Consider the following 24,786-nt stretch of genomic DNA (forward strand, 5'->3'; position numbering starts at 1 on the left):
TTACTGCCCCATGACCGACCTCAACACCCAACTGGTTTCCATCCTCAGTCGCGTGCAACGCCCCGGCAACTTTTACGCCAGCGGCAACGCTGATTTTGCCTTGCCACGCCTTGAAGTCGAGGGTGTCGGGAATATTGCCTTGCCACTGTTACCCCAGCAAATCAGCGCGTTGGTGCAAGCTGCCGAGCAAGCCCCTTACGGCAAGGGAGAGGAAACCTTGGTCGATACCAGTGTGCGTAAAACCTGGCAGATTGCCCCTGAAAAAATCCGCATCAGTGGTAAACACTGGCAACCCATGCTGGATGGCATTGTCGCGCAAGCCGTCGAGGGCTTGGGGGTAACAGGTGAGGTTCATGCCGAATTGTACAAAATGCTGGTGTATGACGAAGGCAGCTTTTTCGTCAATCACCGCGATACGGAAAAAGCGGCGGGCATGTTCGCCACGCTGATTCTTGCCCTGCCTGCCAGCTATACCGGCGGCGAATTGCGCATTGAACACGCGGGGCAAAGCGTCACCCTCAAGGTGCAGGCGGATGATCCGGCTGAAATTGCGTTTGCCGCTTTTTATGCCGATTGCGTGCATGAAGTCCTGCCTGTTACCAGCGGTTGCCGCATGGTGCTGGTGTATAACCTGTGCCGCAGTGGAGCAGGGGAATTGCCGCACCCGCCGGATTACCAACAGGAACAAGCCAAAGCCGCCGCCTGTTTGCGCCAATGGACGACAATGGAACATACCGGCGAAGACATTCCGCTCAAGTTGGTGTACTTGCTGGAACACGCTTACACGCCTGAAGGCTTGAGTTTTGCGGCGCTTAAAAACGGCGATGCGGCGATTGCCAGCGTGATGATTCCGGCCGCTGAACAAGCCGATTGCGATTTGTATCTGGCACTGGTGTCGGTGGAAGAATCCGGCTGGGCGGAATACGGCGGTTCGTATGGGCGCAAAAAACGCTACTGGGAAGACGACGACGAAGATGACGATGACTTTGAAATCGGCGAAGTAACCGAACAGGATCAGTACATTGCGGATTGGCATACCCCGCAAGGGGAGTTGTATGCGCTGGACAGATTGCCGTTTGACGATGAAGAATTGTGCTTGCCCCACCGTTTGCAAAGCCTCGCTGCCGATGCCCTGCACTTCCACGAAGCTACCGGCAATGAAGGCGCATCGTTTGAACGCACCTACCGCCGTGCCGCGCTGGTCATGTGGCCTCGCGCTTACCGCGTCGAGGCATTGAGCGTGGGCGGGGTGGGTTCGATGCTCAACTACCTTGACTACTTGATGACGTTAGCGCAACGGCAGGAAGCACTGCATTTTGTGCAAGGGGTCATCAGCAACTGGGAAAGCACGGATAGCGGTTGGCATCCCAGCCGTGCCGATGCGCCGTACCTGAGCCGCTTGCTCCAGTACCTGCTGGTGCTGGCGGATACTCACTTGATCGAAACCGCGCTGACTCGCATTCCGATTGGCGGGAAATCCTACCAGCGGGAAGACAACCACCTGCTACTGACAGCCTTGGCGTTATTACCCGATGCGCAGGCGCAACACCTGCTGGCAGCTCTGCTTGAGAAACGGGCGGCTGACCGTCTGGCGGCGTGTGGGCAATTGTTGCGGCTGGCATTGCCGCGTTATGCGCAGGCGGAAAGTGCAGCGTTCCTGCCCGCCGCGCAAGCCTTGCTGGACAGTCTGGCGAATACTGAACCTAGCACCAGCCCCTATCGGGCGGTTGAACGGCTGACGGTCGAACACGTGGTGGATGTGTTGATCGCTATCGGCAATGTCGATGCCGGTTTGGGCAAACAGGCGGTGGTGCATTTGTTGGCACAGCGGCAACGTTTCCCGATGGATGACAGCCTGATTCCGGCGGTGATCATGGCGGCGAATGCGGACGATTGCCCGCCCTTGGTAGTGGGTTTGCTGCAACAGCAGTGTCTGGCGTATCTGGAATCTTGCATTAGCGAACCGCTGGCAGCTCCGGCTGACTGGACACGCGCAGCCGATTTTGAGTGTCCGGGCAGGGATAATGCGGATTGCGAAGCCCTCAAACGTTTTATGCTCGACCCGAACCAATCCAGTTGGGCTTTTGCCGCTGCCGAAAGCCGCCGTAATACCTTGGCATACATTGCCAAGCAGAAGCGGCTGGATGTTGAGATGACGACACTCAAGTCGAGGCGACCTTACACCCTGCACTTTGTTAAAACCCAAGCCAGTTATGAGCGCAAAGTAGCACAGCGCCAGCGGGATGAGGGGAATCGGGAATGCTTGCTGGGCTTACGTTTTCGCGGTTGATTCTGCCCAAAAGATGACGACATCCTAGTGCAACGATTCAGCAACAATCCGATTGTCAGGGAGGTATCACAAGGTTGGAACATCAACATCAGCTACGATAAAGATGGCAATATTGTTCAATATCGTCATACTCGAAGCGAAAGAGAAAGGACTGTATCCTGTCATTCCCATGAAGATGGCAGCCTGACACCTAGAATGATCTTAAGGAATCCCCATGACCCCAGAACAAATCAAACGCTACCGAGAACGCGCCAATAGAGCAAAACGCGAACTCCTCAAAGAAAAACAACAATACGGATGCATCAACGACGGCTCAGGCAAACGCTACCTCGCCCCCGTCTATTACATTTTGGCAGGCGATAATGACAAAGCATTAGCCTTTTACACATGGTTTGAAGAAGAGTTCGATGATGACATCGGCGAACCCGTCTTCGATTTGTATTGGGCACTGGCTGAATTTCGGGCTGGCAACACGGCACAAGCACGTTACCGCCTACAAATCGTCATGCTCAACAATTTGTACCTGCTGCCATTCCTGTTCAATAAACCCATCGACCGACTGGATATATGGCACTGGTCAAACCGAACCGACAACAGTTACCTAAGCGAAATTCAAGAATACCTGCATGAACCCACCCCCGCAGAACGCCAATGGATTGAGGCTGAATACAACAGCCAACCGTTCACAACATTACGCCAAGAATACATTGCCACGTACCATCAGTTAAAACACGAGCGCGGTCTCCCAAAACGCACGGAAATACTGGATAAATGGCGCACATTCTCTGCAACCTTTCTGCAAAAACCCGCTTAGGAAAGGGGTACGAAACATCTAAAAATCGGGAATCTAAAGCACCACCCACGCCAACACCCCATACCGCCCACCCTTCGCCACTGCCACCACCAGCACAAACGGCAGCAAGCGCATCCGCATCACCCCCGCCACCACCGTCAGCGGATCGCCCACAATCGGCAACCAACTCAATAACAACACCCCCCACCCATAACGCTGAAACCACTGTTGCGCCCGTGCCAAGCTTGCCGCTTTCACCGGAAACCAGCGTTTATCCTGAAAGTGTTCCAGATAACGCCCCAGCCACCAGTTAATCACCGAACCCAGCGTATTGCCCAACGTCGCCACCACGAGTAACACCCACAACACCGATTTTCCCTGAAGCATCAAGCTCACCAGCAAGGCTTCCGATTGCGCGGGAATCAGCGTGGCCGCCAACAGTGCGGATAAAAAAAGCAGAAGGTATGACATCATTTTCCCATCAAACCACACAACATTGTCATACGCCAGCAACAATCACCTGCTAGATTAATAGGTTTACCACTGCCCTCGGAGTAAACCACCATGCTCGAACGCCATACAGGCTGCACCGTCAGTGAGGCTTACGCCACCGGCAGTAACGGCATCCACATGCCGCGCTACCCCTACTACGCCGCGTATGATTTGCCGGGTGAATGCCATTACTATTACCGCCGTTCGGTGCAATACCTGACCTGCCAGACAGCGCGTTTCCTGCTCATCGGCGGCGAAGCCACCACCTTGGTGAAAGAAGGCGTAGTGGATTTCAGCCGCGATTTAAACCCCTGGTGGCACGGCTTTTTCCAGGAACATTTCGGCAAGCAAATGGGCGAAGTGGTGCGTTACGCAGGCGGGCACAGCTATCTGGAATACCTCGGCAACCACCCGCAAGCCAAACTGGTCGTGCCACACCCCTACCCCGCCGACCAGATTGCCAGCGACCATTACTATCTGGAAAACCCGGAACTGATCGTGCAACTCAACGACAAAGGGCGCATGGCAGATATTTCCTCGCATTGCATCCCCTATGAAGTCTATGATGCCGCCACCTTTGCAGGCAAAACCTGGCGGGAAAGCTGGGAATTGCCCTTCGTCATTAAGCTGGCAGCCCCCTCCGGCGGTGGCGATGGCGTGGCGATTTGCCAGACCGAAGCAGATGTGCAGGCCGCGCAAGAACGTTTCGGCGGGCATCGGGTTAAGGTCGAACATTTCATCGGCGGTTACTTAGCCAATTACAACCTCAATCTGCACGTTGATCGTGACGGAACCATCCGTTTCATCGGCGGCTCGGAGCAGCGCATTTCCGCCAGCGCCCGTTACGAAGGCAATTTCATTGACCTCTGCTGGCATCCTTCCCTCGAACTCGAAGCCATTGCGGTTGAAATTGCCCGCAATGCCGCAAACCTAGGCTGGTTTGGGGTGTGCGGGCTGGATGTGATCAAAGCCGCCGACGGCAAGCTGTATTTCATCGACCCCAATTTCCGCCTCAACGGCTCGACCCCGTTCCATTTCATCCGCGACCATTTATTCACTCACTTCCAACGCCCCCATCTGGAAACCGGCTATTTTTGCTACCAAGGCAATCCGCTGGCCTTTTTGGATGCATTCCGCCCCGAAATCGAGAAAAAAGTCCTGATGCCAGTTGGTTTGTACTACGACCCTAGTTATGATCAGAAAACGCGGGTTTATTTGGCACAAGTGACCGACAATGACGTGGATGCCCATGTCAGCCTGCGTGAAACGTTGGCACAGCGCGGGCTGCTGCCGGGGATTCACTTATAATTGACGCAACACACATGGAAATTGACCAACCCTTCCAATACATCGAGGGGGAAAGCCCTGTTTTACTGGAATTACCGCATGGCGGTCACTTGACCCCGGATGAGGTCAGACCTTACTTGCACCCCAAGTTCACGCCCGGCGACCGCCGCGAAGATGCCGATGAATTTTCCGACGCACTTTACCTTGATTTACCCAGCAAGCCGCACGTACTGCGCTTCCGGCTATGGCGTGCCCATGCCGACCCCAACCGCCGCCACGACGATTTCAGTGCCGATGGCGTAGTAAAGACACACACCAGCCAAGGCGTGAAGATTTACCAATCCGAACGCGGAATGCCGGAAGCGGTGCGGCAAGCGGTCATCGAACGCTACGTGATGCCACACCAGCAGCAAATGCTGGCATTGCTGGCGAATCCGCACATTAAACAAGTGCTGTTTTGCCACACCATGCCGGGGATTGGCACGAGTGTTTCCAAAGACCGGGGCAATTTGCGCCCGCTGTTTATGTTTGGCAACGGTGGCGACCTGCACGGCAAGCCACACCATAATTGCTATGCGAGTAAAAAGACCTTAGAGCTGATGTCCAGCATTATTGAAGACCATTTCCACGAGCTGGATGTCGGTTTCAATTTTTGTGACGTGATCCGCTGCAATAACCCGTATTCGGGGATCAACTCGCTGGGGCGTTTCACCTGTGAGCAATTCAAGGGCAAACACCCGTTCACGCTGGAAATCAACCGCGATTTATTGTTGCACAACCCCGAAAACATTATTCCGGTGCGGCACATTATCGACTTAATTGTGCAGGAATTGGCAGCGGGGCAAGCCTAAGCCTGCACAAAGAACCCCCTCCTAACCTCCCCTTATCAGGGGAGGAACAAGATTTCTTACCCCCTTCCCTGATAAGGGGAGGGCTGGGGAGGAGTTTCTTCTAACTACGCGCTGTCAACCACTCGCCAATCGCGGGTGGAATCGTTTTTTGCGCTTTGCCACTGACGTAAATACCGATGTGACCGCCTTTGAAAGACAGCTCGGTATAATCGCTGCTACCCGTCGCACCATTCAATGCACGTGACGCATCCGGCGGAACCAAGTGATCTTGTTCCGCAAAAATATTCAGGATCGGCGCAGTCACATTTTTCAAGTCGATGGTGTACTCACCCACCTGCACTTCACCTTTCAGCAATTTGTTTTGCTGGAAGAAGTCCTTGATGAATTGGCGGAACGTTTCACCCGCTTGGTCAGGGCTGTCGAAAATCCACTTTTCCATGCGCATGAAGTTTTTCAGGGTCTGGCTATCCCCCATCACATCCACCATGCCGAGGTATTTCTGCCCCATGAGCTGGTAAGGCTTGAGGTTGAGGAATGTCCAGTTGAGCATTTCGCCGGGAATATTGCCGATGGTATCGACCAGTTGGTCAATGTCGATGTTTTGCACCCAGTGGCTCAGCATATTATCCGGCGTTTGGTAATCGACGGGCGTCACCATCGTCACCAAGTTTTTAACTTTTTCAGGATGCATGGCACTGTAACACAGGCTGAATGCACCGCCTTGGCAAATCCCTAACAGATTGACGGCATCAACGTTATGACGTGCACGCACTTCATCCACACAATTATCGAGATAACCGTTGAGGTAATCATCCATCGTCAGGTAACGGTCAGACGCATCGGGGTAGCCCCAGTCGATCAAATACACATCCTGACCCGCATCCAGCAAACCTTTGATGGTGGAACGGTTTTCCTGAATATCGGTCATGTAAGGGCGGTTTACCAGCGCGTACACAATCAGCATCGGTACTTTATTGGTCGGCTCAGTCGTGCCGGTGTAATGCAGCAGTTTGAGCTTGTCTTCAGTGTAAATGACTTCAAACGGGGTAACGCCTGCGGAAATCTCGCCGACTTCCATCAGATTGGTCATACCCTGCGCGAGTTTTTCATTGAAGGTTTTGACTTCGTTCAGAATTTCGTCTGGACGCATTTGAAACGGCATGTTCGTTCTCCTTGAATATCCAGTGCAGGTTAGGCGTTCTTGGTGCTGGCGCTAGGGGTTTTGGGTTTCGCGGCTGCCTTGGGTTTCGGTGCGGCAGGCGCGGCGGGCGGAGCGGTGTTCTGTACGGCAGCTAACGCATCCACTTTGCGGGACAGTTCTTGTAACTGCTTGCGCAAGGTGCGGTTTTCGCGGCGCATTTCTTGCTGCTTTTCAAACGCCGCATTCAAGTCTTTACGGGTTGGCAAGTTTGCCGCCTCATACACACTGTCCAACTCCGCATTGATACCTTGTTTGAGCGCCATCAGCGCATTCACTAAATCGCCGTAAACCACTTGGTATTCATCTGTCATGGCAAACTTGGCGTAAACCTGTTCGTTGACATCCACCCACAAATCGTAAAGTTCACGCAAGGAATTGATTTTCTTGCCTTCACTGCGCAAAGTATTGACACGCTCACGCAACGCTTGCACGGACTCAATACCCTGCTTGGCAAACGCTTTTAAGTAGTCATCCATCGCTTCCTGGTAGTTTGCACCCAATTTTGCCAAGGCTTGCAAACGTTCTTGCGATTCACGGTTATAACCCACGGCTGGCGTCCCCAGCACCTTATTGAGCTGTTCACTCCAGTTCTCAGACGTCGGCATGTGGAAACCGCCCGCCCCCATTTGTTGGAAAGCTTGCATCCCCATGCTGCCCAATACCCGTTGCCAGCTATCCAAAGCCGCTTGCCCTACCCCAAAACCATGGGCAGTGAACTTCCCCATTTCGAGCTGACCACAGCATTGGCGGAAACCCGTTTCCATGGCATCCATCCACGCATTCATGGCATCGGTGCCATTGCTGCCGGTTTGCTGCACCTTGTAAGCATTTTCGGCAAGGTTCATGTAAACCTTGCCCATTTCAACCATACGCTGGAAGGCATCGGTAGACGCGCCGGGAACAGCGTGCGGGCTAACGGCTTTCCACCATTGCTCCAGCCCTTGTGTCCAAGCAGGTGCTGCCCCGAAACCCGAACCAAAGCCAGCGCCAAAATTCGGCACAGCTTGCGGCTGACCCATTTTGGAAAGATCCGACCACGCATTCCAATAACGCTGTTGCGCATCAGACCAGTTTTTCATCATTTCTTCCGACCAATCTGCCATGACAGTACCCATCCTCCGCGTATAAAAATATTGCCTTCCAAGAGCTTACCATGCTATTTTGTGCGTCGCAACAATGTTGACAGTGTGGTACTTTTACGACTTGCCAAAGCCACACCTGTCGGCTTATTGTTGACACCCTACAGATATACCACAGAATTTGTGACATTTTATACCCTAGGAGAACGTTTCATGCGCGAAGATATTGTGATCGTAGCCGCTGGCAGAACTGCACTTGGTACTTTTGGTGGTTCGCTCGCCGCTATCCCTGCTTCTGAACTCGGCGCAACCGTCATCAAAGGCTTGCTGGAACGTTCTGGCTTGAAACCTGAGCAAATCAACGAAGTTATTCTGGGGCAAGTTTTGACCGCTGGTGTGGGTCAAAATCCGGCGCGTCAAACCGTGCTGTCTGCTGGCTTGCCTGTTGAAGTTCCGGCGATGACCATTAACAAAGTCTGCGGTAGTGGTTTGAAAGCGGTGCATCTGGCGTATCAAGCGGTTGCTTGTGGCGACGCTGACATTGTAATCGCGGGCGGTCAGGAAACCATGAGTGCTTCGGCGCACGTCCTGCCTAATTCACGCAACGGTCAGAAAATGGGCGACTGGAAAATGGTCGACACCATGATCAAAGACGGTTTGTGGTGCGCCTTTAACGATTGCCACATGGGGATCACAGCGGAAAACATCGCCGCGCAATACGGTTTCAGCCGCGAAGCACAAGACGAATTCGCTGCCGGTTCACAGCAAAAAACCGAAGCGGCACAAAACGCAGGCGTGTTTGACAATGAAATCATCCCCGTGGTGATTCCACAGCGCAAAGGCGACCCACTGGTGTTTGCCAAGGATGAATTCCCCCGCGCTGGCACCACCGCTGCTTCTTTAGGCAAATTGCGCCCTGCATTCAAGAAAGACGGCTCAGTCACAGCGGGTAATGCCTCCGGGATTAACGACGGCGCGGCAGCGGTGATCGTGATGACAGCATCCAAAGCGGCTGAACTGGGCTTAACCCCGATGGCACGCATTGTGAGCTTCTCCAGCGCGGGCGTTGATCCGGCAATCATGGGTACTGGCCCTATCCCAGCCACCACCAAGTGCTTGGAAAAAGCAGGCTGGAGCGTGGCGGATCTCGACCTGATTGAAGCCAACGAAGCCTTTGCAGCACAAGCGATGTCGGTGAACGAAAGCCTCGGCTTTGACCTGAGCAAGGTGAATATCAGCGGCGGCGCGATTGCGCTGGGTCATCCGATTGGTGCTTCCGGCGCTCGTGTGCTGGTGACACTGCTGCACGGCATGAAGCGCACTGGCGCGAAAAAAGGTCTGGCAACACTGTGTATCGGTGGTGGTCAGGGTGTGGCAATGGCAGTTGAAGCGGTTTAAAGACCCCCCTTCCCCAGCCCTTCCCCCCCAAGGGGGGCAGGGAGTAAGAGACAAAATACATTACATTGAGGAGTATTGATTATGAGTAAAGTTGCACTGGTAACAGGCGGTACTGGCGGTATTGGTAACGCGATTTGCAAGCAGTTCGCTGCTGACGGCTACAAAGTTGTCACCACCTATTTCGAGCCGGAAGAGCAAGCCAAAGCATGGCAAGCCAAACAAGATTATGACGTTGCCATCTACCCTTGCGATGTCAGCAGTTATGACGATTGCGCCAAACTGAAAGAATCCGTGATTGCGGATTTCGGTCAGGTTGACATTATCGTTAACTGCGCGGGCATTACCCGTGACGCCACCTTCAAGAAAATTACCCCGGCGCATTGGGCTGCGGTCATGAAAACCAACTTGGATAGCGTCTTCAACGTGACGCACCAGTTCGTGAACGAAATGGCTGAACGTGGCTTTGGGCGCGTCATCAACATTTCTTCCATCAACGGTCAGAAAGGTCAGTTTGGTCAAACCAACTACAGCGCAGCAAAAGCCGGTGTACACGGTTTCACCATGGCACTGGCACAAGAAGTGGCACGTAAAGGTGTGACCATCAACACCTTATCACCGGGCTACATCGCCACTGAAATGGTTATGGCTATCGCGGAAGACGTGCGCAACAAAATCATCGCACAAATCCCGGTCGGTCGTTTGGGTACACCGGAAGAAATGGCGGCAATCGTTTCTTTCTTGGCATCCGACAACGCGGGCTTCATCACCGGTGCGAACATTTCTGCTAACGGCGGTCAGTTCATTCACTAAGATGAAAAGGGGCGTATGCAATACGCCCCTACCCCGCTATTCACCGCTTTTGTGCATTGCCGTCGTGTTTTTGTGTGCATAACAAAACGTTAACCTATAAAATCAGGCTTGATTTTATTTGTTTCATCACAGTAGCACCGACGAAGATCCTATGGCAGAAGAACGCATTATTAAGAAATACCCCAATCGCCGCTTGTACGACACCAACCAGAGTTGTTATATCACTTTGAGCGATGTCCGCGATTTGGTCTTGGCAGAAACCCCTTTCAAAGTCATCGACCGTCAATCTGGTGACGATATTACCCGCAGTATCCTGCTGCAAATCATTATGGAACAGGAATCAGGCGGGCAACCCTTGTTCAGCACCGACATTCTGGCGCAATTTATCCGCAATTACAGTGACGCGACCCGCAAGGGCTTTATGGAGTACATGGAGCAAAGCGTCGGGTTGTTTACCAGTCAGCAAACCGCGATGCAGGAACAGATGCACAAAGTACTCGCAGGCACGCCGCTGGATGCATGGATGAAAATCAGCGAGCAAAATATGGAAACCTGGAAAAAAATGCAGGAAAGCATTATGGGCAATTTACAGCCGAAAAAATAAAGCACTCCACGTTCCACAAGCTTGTCAACGCTTGCTCAAAACCTTTACGGCGGTAAACTGCACAAACCGTTGTCACCGTGAAGGTTTTCATGCGCCATTTTAGCCTACCGATTGCCCGTTACCGTTTAACATTGCGGGCGCTAACCCCGATTCAATTCCCTGCTTATGCTGGCTCGACTTGGCGTGGTGCGTTTGGTCATGCCTTGCGGCGCACGGTGTGTATTACCCGTGAGCCGGATTGTCGCCAGTGTTTGTTGTGGCGTTCCTGTGTTTACAGTCAGGTGTTTGAAACACCAGCGGGGCATGAGCCATTGCTGGAAAAGATTAATGCCGCCCCCCACCCTTACATTATGCAGCCGTTGGCAACGTCGGGGCGGCAGTATGCGCCGGGGGAGGTGTTGTCGCTGGAATTGAGTTTGCTGGGGGCGGCGATTGGGCATTTACCGTATTTAATCCACGCGATGCAGCAGGTGGGCGAACGCGGAATCGGTAAGGGCGATGGGCGTTATGCGCTGGTGGCGGTGGAACAGGAGCTTACACCGGGTGCGGGGGAATGGGCGCAGATTCAGGCGGCGGGGGGAAGTTTGCAAGCGTTAGCGGGAATTGTGCCGTCGGTTCCGCCAATGCCGGAAAGGGTGCAGGTGCGCTTGTTGACGCCGTTGCGCTTGTTGCAGGAAGGGACGCCGATACGCAGCAGCCGGTTTACGTTTCAGTTGTTTATCAATGCGTTGATGCGGCGGATTACCTTATTGCACGCTTATCATGCGGGAGTGGAATTGCCGGGTGATTTTAAGGCGTTGAGCCAGCAAGCGGCGGCGGTGACACTGGAAGATGCGAATTTGCACTGGCATGAATGGGCGCGTTATTCCAATCGCCAGCAGAACCATGTGCAGATGGGCGGGTTGGTGGGTAGCTTTATGCTGGCGCTGGATGGGCTGGAGGATTTCTGGCCTTGGTTATGGTTGGGGCAGTGGGTACACGCGGGGAAAGGTGCGGTGATGGGCATGGGCGGGTATGCGCTCGACTGCTATACTGGGGAAAAGGCGATTTGAGAGGCAGGCATTATGCAGTTTCAGTTTAGTCAGCTTAGCTTTCCGGAAAATGCGGAAGTGGTGATCAATGATGTGTCTTGGGCGGATTTCGAGCGCTTCATGGATGAATTGGGGGATAGGAGCAGTCTGCGCATTCATTACAATCAGCGGAGTATTCATTTGATGGCACCATCGGTTGGGCATGAAATGCCAAAAACGTATATCGGCGACTTTATCAAATATTTGTTGGAACACGCCGAGGTGGATTTTAGCCCGCTGGGTTCGTTTACCATGCGTAAGCAAAGTGTGCAAAAAGCGGTTGAACCGGATGAGTGCTTTTATATTGAACATGCGGCGGCGGTGCGTGGCAAACGGCAGATTAGTCTGGATAGTGATCCGCCACCGGATTTGGCAGTGGAAATCGACATTTATTCGCCGACAGATCGGGCGTTGTATGCGGCGCTGGGTGTGCCGGAGTTGTGGATATACGATGGCAAGCAATTGGTGATTTGGGTGTTGCAGGCGGGTGAATATCAGGCCGTTGAATTTAGCCCGCATTTTCCGGGGTTGGCATTGCGGGAAAAAATCCCGGCGTTGCTGGACTTGGCGGAACGTGAGGGGCGCATGGTGGCGATGAAGGCGTTTCGCGCTTGGGTGGGCGAAAATCCCTATTCAAACGCTGCTGAGGTGGTGTAAGATTAATCTATTCACACAGACAGAGGGCTGTGTTGCTTGTTTAAAAATCTAACTTGGTCAGTTTTTTCTCAAGACAACTTTTTATACAGTGCATTTCCTGCTAAGGGTCTCTGTAACCCACTGATTCAAAAGGCTGATTCGACACGAGCCTTCTGAAGACCGCCCTGATTTAAAAGGGATTAAGACTCATAGGTTTCGCTCAAATGCGCAATGGGATCTTCTGAAGACCGCCCTGATTTAAAAGGGATTAAGACGGCATTACTTCACCTTAATCATTATTACTCCTTTTCTGAAGACCGCCCTGATTTAAAAGGGATTAAGACGCTTCAAATCCGTCAACTTGCTGCTGACGCAGTTCTGAAGACCGCCCTGATTTAAAAGGGATTAAGACTGACTTGAGCGTCTGTTTTTCACTTCCACTGACTTCTGAAGACCGCCCTGATTTAAAAGGGATTAAGAGGGCGTATGCAATACGCCCCTACGAAAGAATCCACTGTAGGGGCGTATTGCATACGCCCTCTTTCAGCCTCTTTTAATCTGAACTAAGATTTTCAGGATTAAAAGATTTCCAAGATGCCCACTTACATCCTACTAATCCTTTAATCCTAAAAATCCCAGTTCAAGACAAAAAACGACCAATTCTAAATGCCGCCCTGATTTAAAAGGGATTAAGACGGATGACTATCATGTATGTCAAGCCCTGTATAAGTTCTGAAGACCGCCCTGATTTAAAAGGGATTAAGAGGGCGTATGCAATACGCCCCCTACAGTGGATTCTTTCGTAGGGGCGTATTGCATACGCCCTCTTTCAGCCTCTTTTAATCTGAACTAAGATTTTCAGGATTAAAAGATTTCCAAGATGCCCACTTACATCCTACTAATCCTTTAATCCTAAAAATCCCAGTTCAAGACAAAAAACGACCAATTCTAAATGCCGCCCTGATTTAAAAGGGATTAAGACTACTGGTCATTGTCTTGTCTCCGTGTGTTGATTGGTTCTGAAGACCGCCCTGATTTAAAAGGGATTAAGACGCCTTTCGATTCATGATGGTAGCTGTAATTTCAGCAAAAGTGTCGGACTAAAGTCCGACCTACGTGTCACGCGCTTAAATTAATCGTTGTGGTCTATACGCCCACCTTCTCCCCTGCTATCATTAATTTAACTTATTAATAAAAACAGCACGGGGCTTCTCATGGCAACACGCATACACGCTACCATCGCCGGTTCGATCTTCGCGGGCATCGGCTTATTCTGGGTACTCGGCACCGCGATTGAAGCATTTGGCATTTACCAAACCCTCGCCAGCATCGTGCTAACCCTCGCGCTCGCGGTGTTCTACCGCATCGGTTACAGCGACGGCAAACACGCCTGCTACATGAACGCCAAACCCGGTGACACCACACCGCCACGTGCCGAACCGCTACGCCGCGAACCCCGAATGTAAACGCCCTCCAACACTGACAAGCTTGTCAACCTGCCCTTCGTCGCGAGTTGCGCCTATACTCTGCGCATCCAGTAACCAAGGGCCATCACCATGCAAGACACCACCATCGAATGCCACCAGTGCGGCACAACCATTGCCATTTCCGACGTGCTACGCGGGCAAATGCGCCAAGAACTCGCCGCCGAACAGCAACAAGCGCTGCGTGCCGCGACCGAACGCGCCGAACAACAAGCGCAACAGCGCCTGCAACACGAGCGCGAACTGCTACAACAACAAGTGAGCGAACAACAGCGCCAAGCCTTGCAAGACATTGCCCTGCTCAAACAACAACTCGACCTGAGCCAGCAGCGCATCGCCACCGCCAACCAAGCCGAGCTGCAATTACGCCAAGAAAAAGCCGAACTCGAAGCCCGCGCCCGCGACATGGAACTCGAAATTCAACGCCGTCTCGACACCGCCCGCCAGCAACTCGAACACAGCCTGCGCAATCAAATCACCGAAGAACAAGACCTCAAACTCAAGCAAAAAGACCAACAAATCAGCAATCTGCTCAAAGATTTGGAAAACGCCAAACGCCGCAGCGAACTCGGCTCCCAAGAGTTACAAGGCGAAGTGCTGGAACAAGACATGCAAACCACCCTGCAACACGCTTTCCCGCATGACACTATCCAACCCGTGCCCAAAGGAATGCGCGGTGCGGACATTATCCAAACCGTGATCAACGCGCAGTTGCAAGAATGCGGCGCGATTATCTGGGAATCGAAAAACACCAAGGCATGGCAAGCAAGCTGGATCGACAAACTTAAAGAAGACCAACGCAGCGCCGGAGCCGCGATTGCAGTATTGGTATCGGTAGTTGTGCCGGAAACGATTCGCGGCTTCGGGCGCATTGATGGCGTGTGGGTCAGCGATTTGAAAAACTGGCAGGCACTCGCCAGCGTCTTGCGCGAACAATTGGTACAAGTCAGTTACGCCCGCGCTGCCAGTGAAGGCTTGGATGCGAAAATGGAATTGCTGTGGCGTTACCTATCCGGTGATGAATTCCGCCAGCGGGTAGAAGCGATTGTAGAAGCCTTCGACACCATGCAAGCGCAAATTCACAAAGAACGCCGCGCCATGGAAAAGCATTGGGCAGAACGTGAAAAGCAGTTACAGAGGGTGATCGGCAGTACCACCGGTATGTACGGGGCGTTGCAAGGCATTATCGGTCACACCATGCCTGTGGTCGCTGCGCTGGAATTTGATGCGGAATAGGCCAAAAAATTACCCGCTACAAGAGCGGGCAATGGAGGAGAAGCGGGTCAGGTCGCAAGAAGGAGTTACACCCTGACCCACTGTCAAACGCGTTAATTAAGCAGCTTTAGCTTTAGCAGCAACTTTTTGAGTCACTTCAACGGCTTTGCCTGCCGCTTCTTTAGTCAGCTCAACCACTTCAGCAGAGGCTTTTTCAACCGCTTCAGTGGTCTTTTCTACCGCTTCAGTTGCTGCTTTCTTGCCAGCTTCTACTGCTTGCTCAGCACCAGCTTGAGTGTATTTTGCAGCTTCTTCCATGATGGCTGTCAGTTCGTCACGAACGGAAGTCAGCATTTCAGTCGCTTCACGCATGTTCGCAACCCATTTTTCGCCACAAGTGCGGGTAACGTCTTGTTGCAGTGCTGTCAGTTCGGTCAGGTCTTTTACTTTGGTTGCTGCTTCTGCGTTCTTAGTGCCCATTTCGACACAAGATTTCATCAGGTCAGCTTGCTTGGTAGCCAGTGTTTCAAAGGTTTTCATGTTCAGTTCGCCGATTTTCTTGGCAGAAGCCATCGCGCTGTCACTGAATTGTTTTACGATGTTCATCATTTCGTTTTGCATGTCTTATCTCCTAGTGCGGGTTTCGGTTGAATCTCTTAATGCATTTCTGCATTTGATGCAGTGCACAATATCGCTTTCCCGAAAGGCTGTCAACGACTTTTTTGCTGCATCGCAACAAAAAACCGAAACTTCATCATTTCGTTACATTTCTCACGTTTCTTTATGGCTAGTCATACATAAGGCATAATGTCGGCCTCCTTTTTGCATGTATTTGTGCATTAACTATTCGGGGATACGACAGACCATGAATCTCACCACAGACAAGCCTTTCGACGTTGCCAAATTGCAGCACAATATCCGCCAGTTCGGCGAATTGCTTGGCGAAATCATCAAGGAACAGGAAGGCGAAGCCGTGTACACCACGGTTGAAAAATTACGCCGTGGCTATATCCGCCTGCGTAAAAGCAATGATGACGCTGCCCGCACTGAGTTGATGCAACTGATCGACGCACTGGATGTGGATATGCTCGAACAAGTGATTCGGGCGTTTAACACCTTCTATATCCTCACCAATATCGTTGAGGAAGATTTCCAGCACCGTGAACGTCGCCGTGAAATCCAAAAAGCCGACAGCCAATTATGGAAAGGTTCAGTGCGCCGTACTGTGCTGGAACTCCAGCAAGAAGGCATGACCGCCGAGCAAATGCAAAGCCTGCTCGACCAGATGCGTTACATTCCGGTATTCACCGCGCACCCGACCGAAGCACGCCGCCGCACCATGATGGAAATCCAGCGCCGCATCTTTTTGGTGATTGACCAACTCAATAATGACCCCGAAGAAAGCGAACGCGAATCGCTGATGCGCCACCTGAAAGCGCAAATTCAGCTCATGTGGCGCACCAACGAAGTCCGCACCCGCAAGCCCACGGTCGAAGATGAAATCCGTTACGGCCTGTACTACTTCCGCGAATCCTTGTTTGACGCGATTCCCATCGTTTACCGCTACTTTGAACGCGCTACCCGCAAAGCTTACGGTTGGGGTGCTGTCACCGTACCCAGCTTTTTGCGCTTTGGCTCGTGGATCGGCGGCGACCGTGACGGCAATCCTTTCGTCACGCCTGCTTTGACCCGCAAAGCGATTCGGATGCAAATGCAACTCGCCCTGCAAGCTTACATTCACCGCGTGAAAGAATTGCGCTCGGTACTCTCCCACTCGCTGGAATTCATCACGCCGACCCCCGAATTCACCGCGTATTTGCAGCAAGAAGACCAGCGCATTGGCATTGGCGAGGTTATCTTCCACTACGCCCACGAAAGTTTCCAGCAAGAACCCTACCGGCGCTTGCTCAGTATTATGCACCACAAGTTGCACCAAACCCTCAATACTGTGAATGCCCGCCTGCAAAGTGAACACGCCACGCTGTCAATAGACGCTTACACCGATGTCAGCGAATTCATCCACGAGCTGTACCTGATTCGTGACTCGTTGCGCAGCCACGGTGACTGGGTAATTGCGGGGCGCGAACTCAAAGACTTGATTCGCCTAGCCGAAACCTGCGGCTTTGGCTTGTACAAACTCGACATTCGCCAAGAGTCCACCATCCACAGCGAAACCGTCGCCGAAGTGCTGCAACTCTCCGGCTTGTGCCATAACTACTTGGAATTGCCCGAAGCCGAGCGCATGGAATTGCTGGCGGAACTGATTTTACGCCCGCGTTTACCCATGCCACACCGCCCCAAACTCAGCGAACGCACCGCTGAAACTTTGGAAATTTTCGACAGCATCTTAGAAATGCGCAACGAAGCAGGCGCAGGCATTTTCGGCACTTATGTGATTTCGATGACGCATCACGCCAGCCACATTATGGAAGTCATGTTGCTGGCACACATGGCGGGCTTGGTCGGCTATGACGAACACCGTCAATTGTTCTGCCACATCCAGATTTCGCCCTTGTTTGAAACCATTGACGACCTCAAGCGCATTAGTAGCGTATTAAGCCATTTGCTGGAAAATGATGCTTATCGTGCCTGCTTAACCGCGTCGGGCAATCTGCAAGAGGTGATGCTGGGCTATTCCGACTCGTGCAAAGACGGCGGCATCCTCGCTTCCAACTGGAACTTGTACAACGCACAACAAGAAGTGATTGCCCTGACCGACCGTTACGGGGTGAAATGCCGCTTGTTCCACGGGCGCGGCGGCACGGTCGGGCGCGGCGGCGGCCCCACGCACGAAGCGATTATTGCGCAACCACCCGACACCGTGCACGGGCAAATCAAATTCACCGAACAAGGCGAAGTCTTGGCGGCGAAATACAGCAACGTGGAAACGGCGGTGTATGAATTGGGCGTGGGTTGCACCGGGCTGCTCAAAGCCAGCGTGGGTTTGCTGAAAAAACGCGGCGCTTATCCTGACGAATTCCACCAAGCCATGAGCAAAATTGCGGCGAGCGGCGAACAACAATACCGCCAATTGACCGACTGGACACCGGGGCTGATGGACTATTTCTATGAAGCCACCCCGGTGCAGGAAATCGCCTTGCTGAACATCGGTTCGCGCCCGTCACACCGCAAGAAAACCGTGCGTGACAAAGGCTCGATCCGCGCGATTCCGTGGGTATTCGGTTGGGCGCAATCGCGGCATACCCTGCCCGCTTGGTACGGCATCGGTACGGCATTAAGCACCTTCCGTGCGGCGCACCCCGACAACGGCAAATTGCTGGAACGCATGTATACGCAATGGCCAGCCTTCCGCTCCTTGCTCAGCAATACGCAAATGGCGTTGTACAAAGGCGAAATGGATACTGCCAAGGAATACGCTGCCCTCGCCAGCGATCAGGAGAATGCACAACAGATTTTTGCCGACATTCGCACCGAATACGAAAAAACCGTTGCAGAAGTGCTGGCGGTAGCGCACCTCACCGGGCTGATGGAAGAAACGCCCTTGCTGCAATATTCACTGCAACGCCGTGACCCTTACCTTGACCCGTTGAACCACATCCAGATTACGCTGATCCGGCGGCATCGGCAGTATGTGGCGGAAACCGGGAATACCGATTCGCCCTGGTTGCCGACGTTGCTGCGGACGATTAATGCGATTGCGGCGGGGATGCGCAATACGGGGTAAGCGGCAAGTGAGCCAGTTTTTGCAGGAAGAAACGCTCACTCCACAATTGTAGCACGGGGCGTTCCCATAACGGTACAAAACGCTCCACATCACTGACCGCCTTTTTCCAGTCAATGCTACTGATTTTGGCGGTCAGTGTTGCTTGCAACCAAGCGGTATCTACCGCAATTCCCTGCCCTGCCCACGTGCCGGATTGCTGTAAAGCTGCCTGCAAATGCAGCAGATTGGGCGCAACGCCTTGCTTGACATACCAAGCGAAATCATACCAATCACGCCCTTTCAAATAGGGGCGACACAGCAGCGCGTGAATTTTCAAGGCAAAGTTACTCGCCAAATCCTGATGGCAAACCTCGAAATCCAACGGAAAATCCAGATAACTGTACGCGAACCCTGAACCAGCGGGCGGATTCACATCCACCTCCAACTTGATTTTCAAGTGGCGTGCCGGATTACCAAGTCCTGCATAAAACGACAGGTTGAGTTGACCGGCAATCGAATCATCCTTGAGCAATGCTTTACGGACAGCCTGATCCATACGGCTTTTATCCAATACTTCCGGGCGCAAACCAAAAAGCTCAAAGACCGCCAATAGCGGTTGCAAATACTTTTCCCATGCGAATGCAGAGTCAGGTTGCTTCAGCAGAAAATCCAAGTCTTCGGAAAAGCGTGGCAATTGATGCAAAATGCGTAAGCTCGTTCCACCCTGAAATGCTGCCACCTCAAAAAAACCAGCCTGCCACAAAGCATAGAGAGCAATCTCTTGCATGATTTCTTTTAACGCCTGCTCTTCTTGCAGCGGGTCTTTCGCTTGATAACGGTCAAGACGTTGTTGTAACAATTCCAGCATTAGACAGTTTCCCCGGTGAGTTGCAACGCGACACCCAACTGCGTCAGCCAGTGCTGCACGGCTTTATGTTTGTAAACGTAGCGCAAGTTAATGATGTCCGCCGCAGTAATGCGGGCAAGGGATTCCGGTTCAATCCGCAAACTATCTTGCAAAAACGCCAAGCCTTGCCAAGGTTGCTTGTGAAAACACGCCCAGTCCAACAAAGCGCGTAACGGATTTGCCAGCAATGCTGCCTGCCCTTCCAGTTCAACCCGTGCTACTTGCACCAGAAAATAACCCTTGTGTAATGCCAGCGGATGATAGGTAAACAACCCGAAACCATCCGGTTGATACTGCAAGGTTTTACGCCCCGGTGTCACACTCGCAACGGTATGAACGGCTTCAGGAATCCAGCCGTGCCATGCTAGAGCAGTTTCAAACGATACGTAACTGGTGGGGTGTAATCGCTGGGCAATCACAAAGGGATGCAAGCGGGTTTGCCGGAAACGTTGCGGCAATACGTATAAGCCGCGCATCAGGCGTTGCAACTCACCTGCTTGCAGCGCACGGTTGGTCAAACCATAACGGCGGGCGGATGTGCCACCCATTAAGTGTGCTAACTGGGTTTCATCCAGAATGCGTTCGCGGTAGGGGTGGAATAGCAGTTTTTCGGTTAATGCTTGCATTGAAAATTCCAGAAACTTTCACTTTATAGAAGTATAGGTAACAAAGTTCCATTAAGCCATATCAAGAATGCACATCTGTTACAATCACGCTGACTTGTAGCAGATAAACGTGATGCCTGACCATGAACCCAATCCCTGCGACCGAAAACTAATACATTGAATTCAAACGGGAATAAATGGCGGTGGACACCAAAGAAGTCGGCAAAACTACAGCATTATTGGCTCGCAAATCCGTGTATTTCTGTTCGATGACCGCATTGAATTCATCAGCCCCGGTCGGTTGCCCAATACGGTTAAAGTCAGCAAACTCACCACAGGGACGAGTTTTTCACGCAATCCGCTGTTGGTGCGCTTAATGGAGAACTTGGGGTACATGGATAAACTGGGGCGCGGCTTGCCGATGGTATATCAGGAAGCGAGAAAACTGGGTAAAGCCGTGCAGTTTATTGATGATGGCGAAGAGTTTCGGGTGATTTTGGAACTCTGACATAACACCCCTCCTTTGCAAAAGGAGGGGCTGGGGGAGGATTTTCTTCGATCTTACGGGCTGAAAGACGACCCACAACCACAAGTCGTGGTCGCATTCGGGTTACGAATCACAAACTGCGCCCCTTCCAGACCTTCGGTGTAGTCGATTTCGGCACCGACCATGTACTGGAAGCTCATCGGGTCAATCAACAACGTCACGCCAGCGTTTTCCACGGCGGTGTCATCTTCGTTCATGTTTTCATCGAAGGTGAAGCCGTACTGGAAGCCGGAACAACCGCCGCCTTGCACGGATACGCGCAGTTTCAGCGCTGCATTACCTTCATCTTCAATCAGGGCTTTGACTTTAACAGCAGCAGCGTCGGTAAAGACCAACGGTGCAGGGATAGCGGTTTCAACGCTCATGAGTGATCTCCTTAAAACAAGTGTATTTGGTCACGTTACCATTGCAGGGGTAACAAGGTAAAAAAGCCTTATTCGCTGTCGGATGCTGGTACTGGTGGCGGCGCAAATTTGCCGGACTCTGGTTTCTGGCGTACCAACTTGCCGTTGACTTCCGCACCCACCGCCATTTCCAGCAAGTTGTAGTACACATCACCACAGATACGCGCTTTTTCAAACAGCTCAACTTTGCCACCGGCAAACACGTCACCGTCGATTGCGCCGTTTAATACCATGCTGGGAACGCGTACTTCCCCCTGGATATGCCCATGCTCACTTAAAATCAGCGTGGCATTGTCGCCATCGGCTGCCAAGTTACCTTTGATAACCCCCTCAACATGCAGGCCGCCGGAGAAACGTAAATCACCGTCAATGGTCGTGCCTTTGCCAATAATCGTGTCAATTTGGGCGCTGCGAATTTTCTGGTCGCCATGGTGACTGGGGGCAGGACTACTGGTGCTACCGCTGCTAGACTTGGCGGATTTTCCGAACATGTTCATTTACTCCTTGGTGATGGATGCGGTGGAGTCAGTCACCACAGGGCTGACTTTATTACTAAACGAAGACCAATCATAACTTTTTGCTAAGCGCTCCGGGGTTTCACCTGAGGCCAGCGTCACTTTGACCTTAACGGATTCTGGCACAAAATCTTTGGGAAAAACTAAATTGCCTTCCAGACTTTGATAATGTTTTACTTCAAATGCGGTATTAACTTTTTCACCTGTGGGGGTCACGTCCTTGTGTAGGACACTGGCGGCTTTGCCATCTTGCTTGCCGCTAATTGCGATGCTATAGCTGCCTTTGATGACCTCCTCCCCGTTGCGAATGTGCGCCAAGACGAGGTGGTATTGATACATGTGCATCCCGTTGATTTTTTTGCCATCGTTATCCACTAAACGTTCTTTGACGGCAAAATGCTGGAGGTGCAAGCCTTGCTCCAAACCCGCTGGCGAGAGAATTTCTTCATACAAGGCAAGTTTATCGCGCTGCACCGTCAAATCCGCTTCGGCTGCCGCAAACTTGCGCTTCAGCTCTTCATTGGCAACCACCTGAACATCTTCGCCGCGTTTAGCTGAGGCTAATTTATCTTCTAATTCACGGATAGTGCTGGTTTGCTGGGCAATCAGGCGTTCTTGCTCGTCCATTTTACCGCGCAAGGTCATGGCGTGAATACCACCCGTCGCATTCGCGGGGGTCATATAGCCACTAAAAAACAACCACCCCGCCAAGGCAGTCAGCAACAGCAGTACGCCTAATAGCATGTACCAACAAGGGCTGCGTTTATCGCTGCCTGTCGGGCGCACTTGTACGGTGCCACGATTTTCAAACTTATACTCCAAACTCATGGGTGCTTACTATCTCTTGGTGTATTCATCAGGGCAATAAGCCCGGCTGCTTTAACGCGGTATCTTCTGCTAAACCCAGCATCAAATTCATGTTTTGCACTGCCTGACCCGCCGCACCTTTGACCAGATTATCAATCACGGAGAGTACCACAACGCGCTCAGCATTACCGGGGCGATGAATCGCCATGCGACATACATTTGCGCCACGCACGGAGCGGGTTTCAGGGTGAGAACCGGCAGGCATCACATCCACAAACGGCTCGTTGGCATAGCGAGCGGTATAAAGTTGCTGCAAATCAGCTTCACTGGTCAACATAGCATACAGTGTAGCGTGAATCCCGCGAATCATAGGCAATAAATGGGGTACAAAAACCGGGCTAATAGATGTACGGGCAATGCTGGAAAGCGTTTGCGCAATTTCAGGCTGATGGCGATGCCCTGCTACCGCATACGCTTTGAAATTATCCCCCGCTTCTGCCAGCAAGGTGTGCACTTCGGCTTTACGCCCCGCGCCACTGGCACCGGATTTAGTGTCGGCGATAATCCCTGCCACATCAATCAAACCGTTTTCCACCAAGGGCAATAAGCCCAAGGTAACAGCGGTAGGATAACAACCGGGATTAGCGACAAGCCGTGCATTGCGGATTTGCACCCGGTTTAATTCGGGCAAACCGTACACCGCTTCTTCCACCAAGGGCGGGCTGGCGTGTTGCATTCCGTACCATTTCTCCCACACCGCGATGTCTTTAATGCGAAAATCGGCGGCAAGGTCAATCACCTTAGTGCCAGCATCCAACAAAGTTTGCGCACTTTTCATCGCAATGCCGTTGGGTGTCGCAAAAAATACCAAGTCACACGCGCTCAAGGCGTCATCAGAGGGTGCGGTAAACGCCAAATCGACATAACCCCGCAAGTTAGGGAACATCATATCCACCCGGCTTCCCGCGTGTTCACGTGAGGTCACGCACGTAATGTCAATGTCGGGGTGATTCACCAGTAACCGCAATAACTCAACGCCGGTATAACCTGTCGCGCCAACAATACCAATCTTCCTTTTCACACTACCTCTTTTTATGTCGGCTTGAAAAATCCCTGTATAATACGCCTTCCTTAACGATTAACAAACACCAAGCCTATGAAACTGGATCTCAAAGGAATCGCCATTCTGGCATTCATCGCGGGCATTGTAGCCTTTTTCTTACTCGCCCCGGCGGGTGGTATCAAAGCAGCGCCCGCTATCACACTGCAAACCATTGATGGGCAAGCGATTGAGTTGGAAAAGCTCAAAGGCAAGCCCTACTTAATGGTGTTTTGGGCTACTGACTGCCCTGGTTGCGTCGGCGAAATTCCGCATTTAGTGGAACTCAACCAAAAGCTACAAGGCACAGGGTTCCGCACCATCGCGGTTGCCCTGCCGCACGATCAAGAGTCGGCGATCAAAGCGATGCGCCAACAAAAAGGGATGCAATACGATTTGGTCTATGACAAAACCGGTGAATGGGGGCAAGCATTTGGCGGTATTAAAGTCACGCCCACCTCGTTCCTCGTTAGCCCAGAAGGTAAAATCACCCGGATGCAACTCGGCAGTTTCGACTTCGCGGAATTGGAACAGCAAATCCGTTCCATGCTAAAAGGATAATTTATGTACGAATGGATCAAAGCCATCCACGTTATCTTCATGGTGACTTGGTTCGCGGGGCTGTTTTACCTGCCACGCTTGTATGTTTACCACGCTATGCCGGAAAACAGTGGCAGTTTCGCGCTGTTTAAAATCATGGAACGGCGCTTGTTTGCGATTATGACCATTGGGGCGGGAATCACACTGGGATTTGGTTTGATTATGCTGGCGCTTAATTGGCAATATTTGATGGTGGCAACCCATTGGTTTCACGCTAAATTGCTGCTGATTGTGTTGCTACTGGGTTATCACCACGCTTGCTACAAGCTGATGATTAAGTTTCGGAATGATGCGAATACCCACGATCACAAGTGGTACCGCTGGTTCAATGAAGCCCCTAGCGTATTGCTGATCGTGATTGTCATTTTAGCAATTGTGAAACCGTTTTAAACACAATGGTGGGATGTGCAGGTAGAGACGCAAAATCT

Annotated in this window: 25 protein-coding genes and 1 CRISPR repeat array; of the genes, 15 read left to right on the forward strand and 10 right to left on the reverse strand. The window is 52.1% G+C overall.

Translation table 11 applies throughout. The annotated features are described in order from the left end of the window. The first annotated feature begins 10 nt into the window (after positions 1-10). Positions 11-2,290, forward strand: a complete 2,280-nt coding sequence (locus tag QJT81_18000; GenBank protein WGZ93661.1) for a 2OG-Fe(II) oxygenase — start codon at positions 11-13, stop codon at positions 2,288-2,290. A 214-nt stretch (positions 2,291-2,504) separates the two neighbouring features. After that, complete coding sequence (locus tag QJT81_18005; protein WGZ93662.1) at positions 2,505-3,104, forward strand: hypothetical protein; 600 nt, start codon at positions 2,505-2,507, stop codon at positions 3,102-3,104. Positions 3,105-3,137: 33 nt separating this feature from the next. On the opposite strand, the gene QJT81_18010 is transcribed toward QJT81_18005, so the two are convergent. Next, the gene (locus QJT81_18010) at positions 3,138-3,557 is read right to left on the reverse strand and encodes a YqaA family protein (GenBank protein WGZ93663.1); all 420 of its coding nucleotides are present in this window, start codon (positions 3,555-3,557) and stop codon (positions 3,138-3,140) included. A 90-nt stretch (positions 3,558-3,647) separates the two neighbouring features. Here QJT81_18010 and QJT81_18015 point away from each other — a divergent pair, with 90 nt between their 5' ends. Beyond that, on the forward strand, positions 3,648-4,883 hold the full coding sequence (locus QJT81_18015; GenBank protein ID WGZ93664.1) for a hypothetical protein: 1,236 nt from the start codon (positions 3,648-3,650) through the stop codon (positions 4,881-4,883). A 14-nt stretch (positions 4,884-4,897) separates the two neighbouring features. Continuing rightward, positions 4,898-5,713, forward strand: a complete 816-nt coding sequence (locus QJT81_18020; protein ID WGZ93665.1) for an N-formylglutamate amidohydrolase — start codon at positions 4,898-4,900, stop codon at positions 5,711-5,713. Positions 5,714-5,813: 100 nt separating this feature from the next. Here the strand turns inward: QJT81_18020 and QJT81_18025 are convergent, their stop codons facing one another. Both QJT81_18025 and phaE read right to left on the reverse strand, forming a co-directional pair. Next, positions 5,814-6,875, reverse strand: a complete 1,062-nt coding sequence (locus QJT81_18025) for a class III poly(R)-hydroxyalkanoic acid synthase subunit PhaC (GenBank protein ID WGZ93666.1) — start codon at positions 6,873-6,875, stop codon at positions 5,814-5,816. A gap of 29 nt (positions 6,876-6,904) precedes the next feature. Next, on the reverse strand, positions 6,905-8,017 hold the full coding sequence (gene phaE, locus QJT81_18030) for a class III poly(R)-hydroxyalkanoic acid synthase subunit PhaE (GenBank protein WGZ93667.1): 1,113 nt from the start codon (positions 8,015-8,017) through the stop codon (positions 6,905-6,907). A gap of 189 nt (positions 8,018-8,206) precedes the next feature. Here phaE and QJT81_18035 point away from each other — a divergent pair, with 189 nt between their 5' ends. From QJT81_18035 to QJT81_18065, 7 genes are all read left to right on the forward strand, one after another. Continuing rightward, positions 8,207-9,391, forward strand: a complete 1,185-nt coding sequence (locus QJT81_18035; GenBank protein WGZ93668.1) for an acetyl-CoA C-acetyltransferase — start codon at positions 8,207-8,209, stop codon at positions 9,389-9,391. Between the two features lie 81 nt (positions 9,392-9,472). Further along, positions 9,473-10,201, forward strand: a complete 729-nt coding sequence (gene phbB, locus QJT81_18040; protein WGZ93669.1) for an acetoacetyl-CoA reductase — start codon at positions 9,473-9,475, stop codon at positions 10,199-10,201. A 118-nt stretch (positions 10,202-10,319) separates the two neighbouring features. Further along, complete coding sequence (phaR, locus tag QJT81_18045) at positions 10,320-10,805, forward strand: polyhydroxyalkanoate synthesis repressor PhaR (protein ID WGZ93670.1); 486 nt, start codon at positions 10,320-10,322, stop codon at positions 10,803-10,805. 89 nt (positions 10,806-10,894) lie between these two features. After that, positions 10,895-11,857: a CRISPR system precrRNA processing endoribonuclease RAMP protein Cas6 gene (cas6, locus tag QJT81_18050; GenBank protein WGZ93671.1), complete on the forward strand. Its 963-nt coding sequence runs from the start codon at positions 10,895-10,897 to the stop codon at positions 11,855-11,857. 12 nt (positions 11,858-11,869) lie between these two features. After that, entirely contained in the window at positions 11,870-12,532 is a 663-nt protein-coding gene (locus QJT81_18055) for a Uma2 family endonuclease (protein WGZ93672.1), read from the forward strand. A gap of 150 nt (positions 12,533-12,682) precedes the next feature. Further along, a CRISPR array of direct repeats spans positions 12,683-12,992; the repeat unit is 36 nt; unit sequence TTCTGAAGACCGCCCTGATTTAAAAGGGATTAAGAC. Positions 12,993-13,725: 733 nt separating this feature from the next. Beyond that, complete coding sequence (locus QJT81_18060) at positions 13,726-13,977, forward strand: hypothetical protein (protein WGZ93673.1); 252 nt, start codon at positions 13,726-13,728, stop codon at positions 13,975-13,977. A gap of 90 nt (positions 13,978-14,067) precedes the next feature. Next, entirely contained in the window at positions 14,068-15,231 is a 1,164-nt protein-coding gene (locus QJT81_18065) for a DUF2130 domain-containing protein (protein WGZ93674.1), read from the forward strand. Between the two features lie 96 nt (positions 15,232-15,327). Here the strand turns inward: QJT81_18065 and QJT81_18070 are convergent, their stop codons facing one another. Next, on the reverse strand, positions 15,328-15,831 hold the full coding sequence (locus tag QJT81_18070) for a phasin family protein (GenBank protein ID WGZ93675.1): 504 nt from the start codon (positions 15,829-15,831) through the stop codon (positions 15,328-15,330). Positions 15,832-16,075: 244 nt separating this feature from the next. Here QJT81_18070 and ppc point away from each other — a divergent pair, with 244 nt between their 5' ends. Next, positions 16,076-18,895: a phosphoenolpyruvate carboxylase gene (ppc, locus tag QJT81_18075; GenBank protein ID WGZ93676.1), complete on the forward strand. Its 2,820-nt coding sequence runs from the start codon at positions 16,076-16,078 to the stop codon at positions 18,893-18,895. Here ppc and QJT81_18080 read toward each other — a convergent pair. Together QJT81_18080 and QJT81_18085 are read right to left on the reverse strand one after the other, a co-directional pair. After that, positions 18,858-19,742, reverse strand: a complete 885-nt coding sequence (locus QJT81_18080; protein ID WGZ93677.1) for a nucleotidyl transferase AbiEii/AbiGii toxin family protein — start codon at positions 19,740-19,742, stop codon at positions 18,858-18,860. The two genes, ppc and QJT81_18080, sit on opposite strands and share 38 nt — an antisense overlap. Further along, positions 19,742-20,407, reverse strand: a complete 666-nt coding sequence (locus QJT81_18085; GenBank protein WGZ93678.1) for a hypothetical protein — start codon at positions 20,405-20,407, stop codon at positions 19,742-19,744. Before QJT81_18085 ends, QJT81_18080 begins: the two co-directional genes overlap by 1 nt. A gap of 280 nt (positions 20,408-20,687) precedes the next feature. On the opposite strand from QJT81_18085, the gene QJT81_18090 reads away from it, so the two are divergent. After that, a complete protein-coding gene (locus QJT81_18090) occupies positions 20,688-20,894 on the forward strand; it encodes an ATP-binding protein (protein WGZ93679.1) in 207 nt (68 codons plus the stop codon). Positions 20,895-20,947: 53 nt separating this feature from the next. Here QJT81_18090 and erpA read toward each other — a convergent pair whose 3' ends face one another. The 4 genes from erpA to argC all read right to left on the reverse strand — a co-directional run bounded on the left by erpA (position 20,948) and on the right by argC (position 23,740). Next, entirely contained in the window at positions 20,948-21,298 is a 351-nt protein-coding gene (erpA, locus tag QJT81_18095; GenBank protein WGZ93680.1) for an iron-sulfur cluster insertion protein ErpA, read from the reverse strand. A 68-nt stretch (positions 21,299-21,366) separates the two neighbouring features. After that, positions 21,367-21,828: a polymer-forming cytoskeletal protein gene (locus QJT81_18100; GenBank protein WGZ93681.1), complete on the reverse strand. Its 462-nt coding sequence runs from the start codon at positions 21,826-21,828 to the stop codon at positions 21,367-21,369. Between the two features lie 6 nt (positions 21,829-21,834). Further along, the gene (locus tag QJT81_18105; GenBank protein ID WGZ93682.1) at positions 21,835-22,680 is read right to left on the reverse strand and encodes a hypothetical protein; all 846 of its coding nucleotides are present in this window, start codon (positions 22,678-22,680) and stop codon (positions 21,835-21,837) included. 28 nt (positions 22,681-22,708) lie between these two features. Beyond that, positions 22,709-23,740 (reverse strand): N-acetyl-gamma-glutamyl-phosphate reductase, encoded by a 1,032-nt coding sequence (argC, locus tag QJT81_18110; GenBank protein ID WGZ93683.1) that lies wholly within the window; start codon positions 23,738-23,740, stop codon positions 22,709-22,711. 75 nt (positions 23,741-23,815) lie between these two features. Here argC and QJT81_18115 point away from each other — a divergent pair, with 75 nt between their 5' ends. Next, positions 23,816-24,319 (forward strand): TlpA disulfide reductase family protein, encoded by a 504-nt coding sequence (locus tag QJT81_18115; GenBank protein WGZ93684.1) that lies wholly within the window; start codon positions 23,816-23,818, stop codon positions 24,317-24,319. Between the two features lie 3 nt (positions 24,320-24,322). Further along, positions 24,323-24,748, forward strand: a complete 426-nt coding sequence (locus QJT81_18120; GenBank protein ID WGZ93685.1) for a CopD family protein — start codon at positions 24,323-24,325, stop codon at positions 24,746-24,748. Positions 24,749-24,786 lie beyond the last annotated feature (38 nt).

It is taken from the genome of Candidatus Thiothrix putei, from assembly GCA_029972225.1.
GTDB classification, from domain to species: Bacteria; Pseudomonadota; Gammaproteobacteria; order Thiotrichales; family Thiotrichaceae; genus Thiothrix; species Thiothrix putei.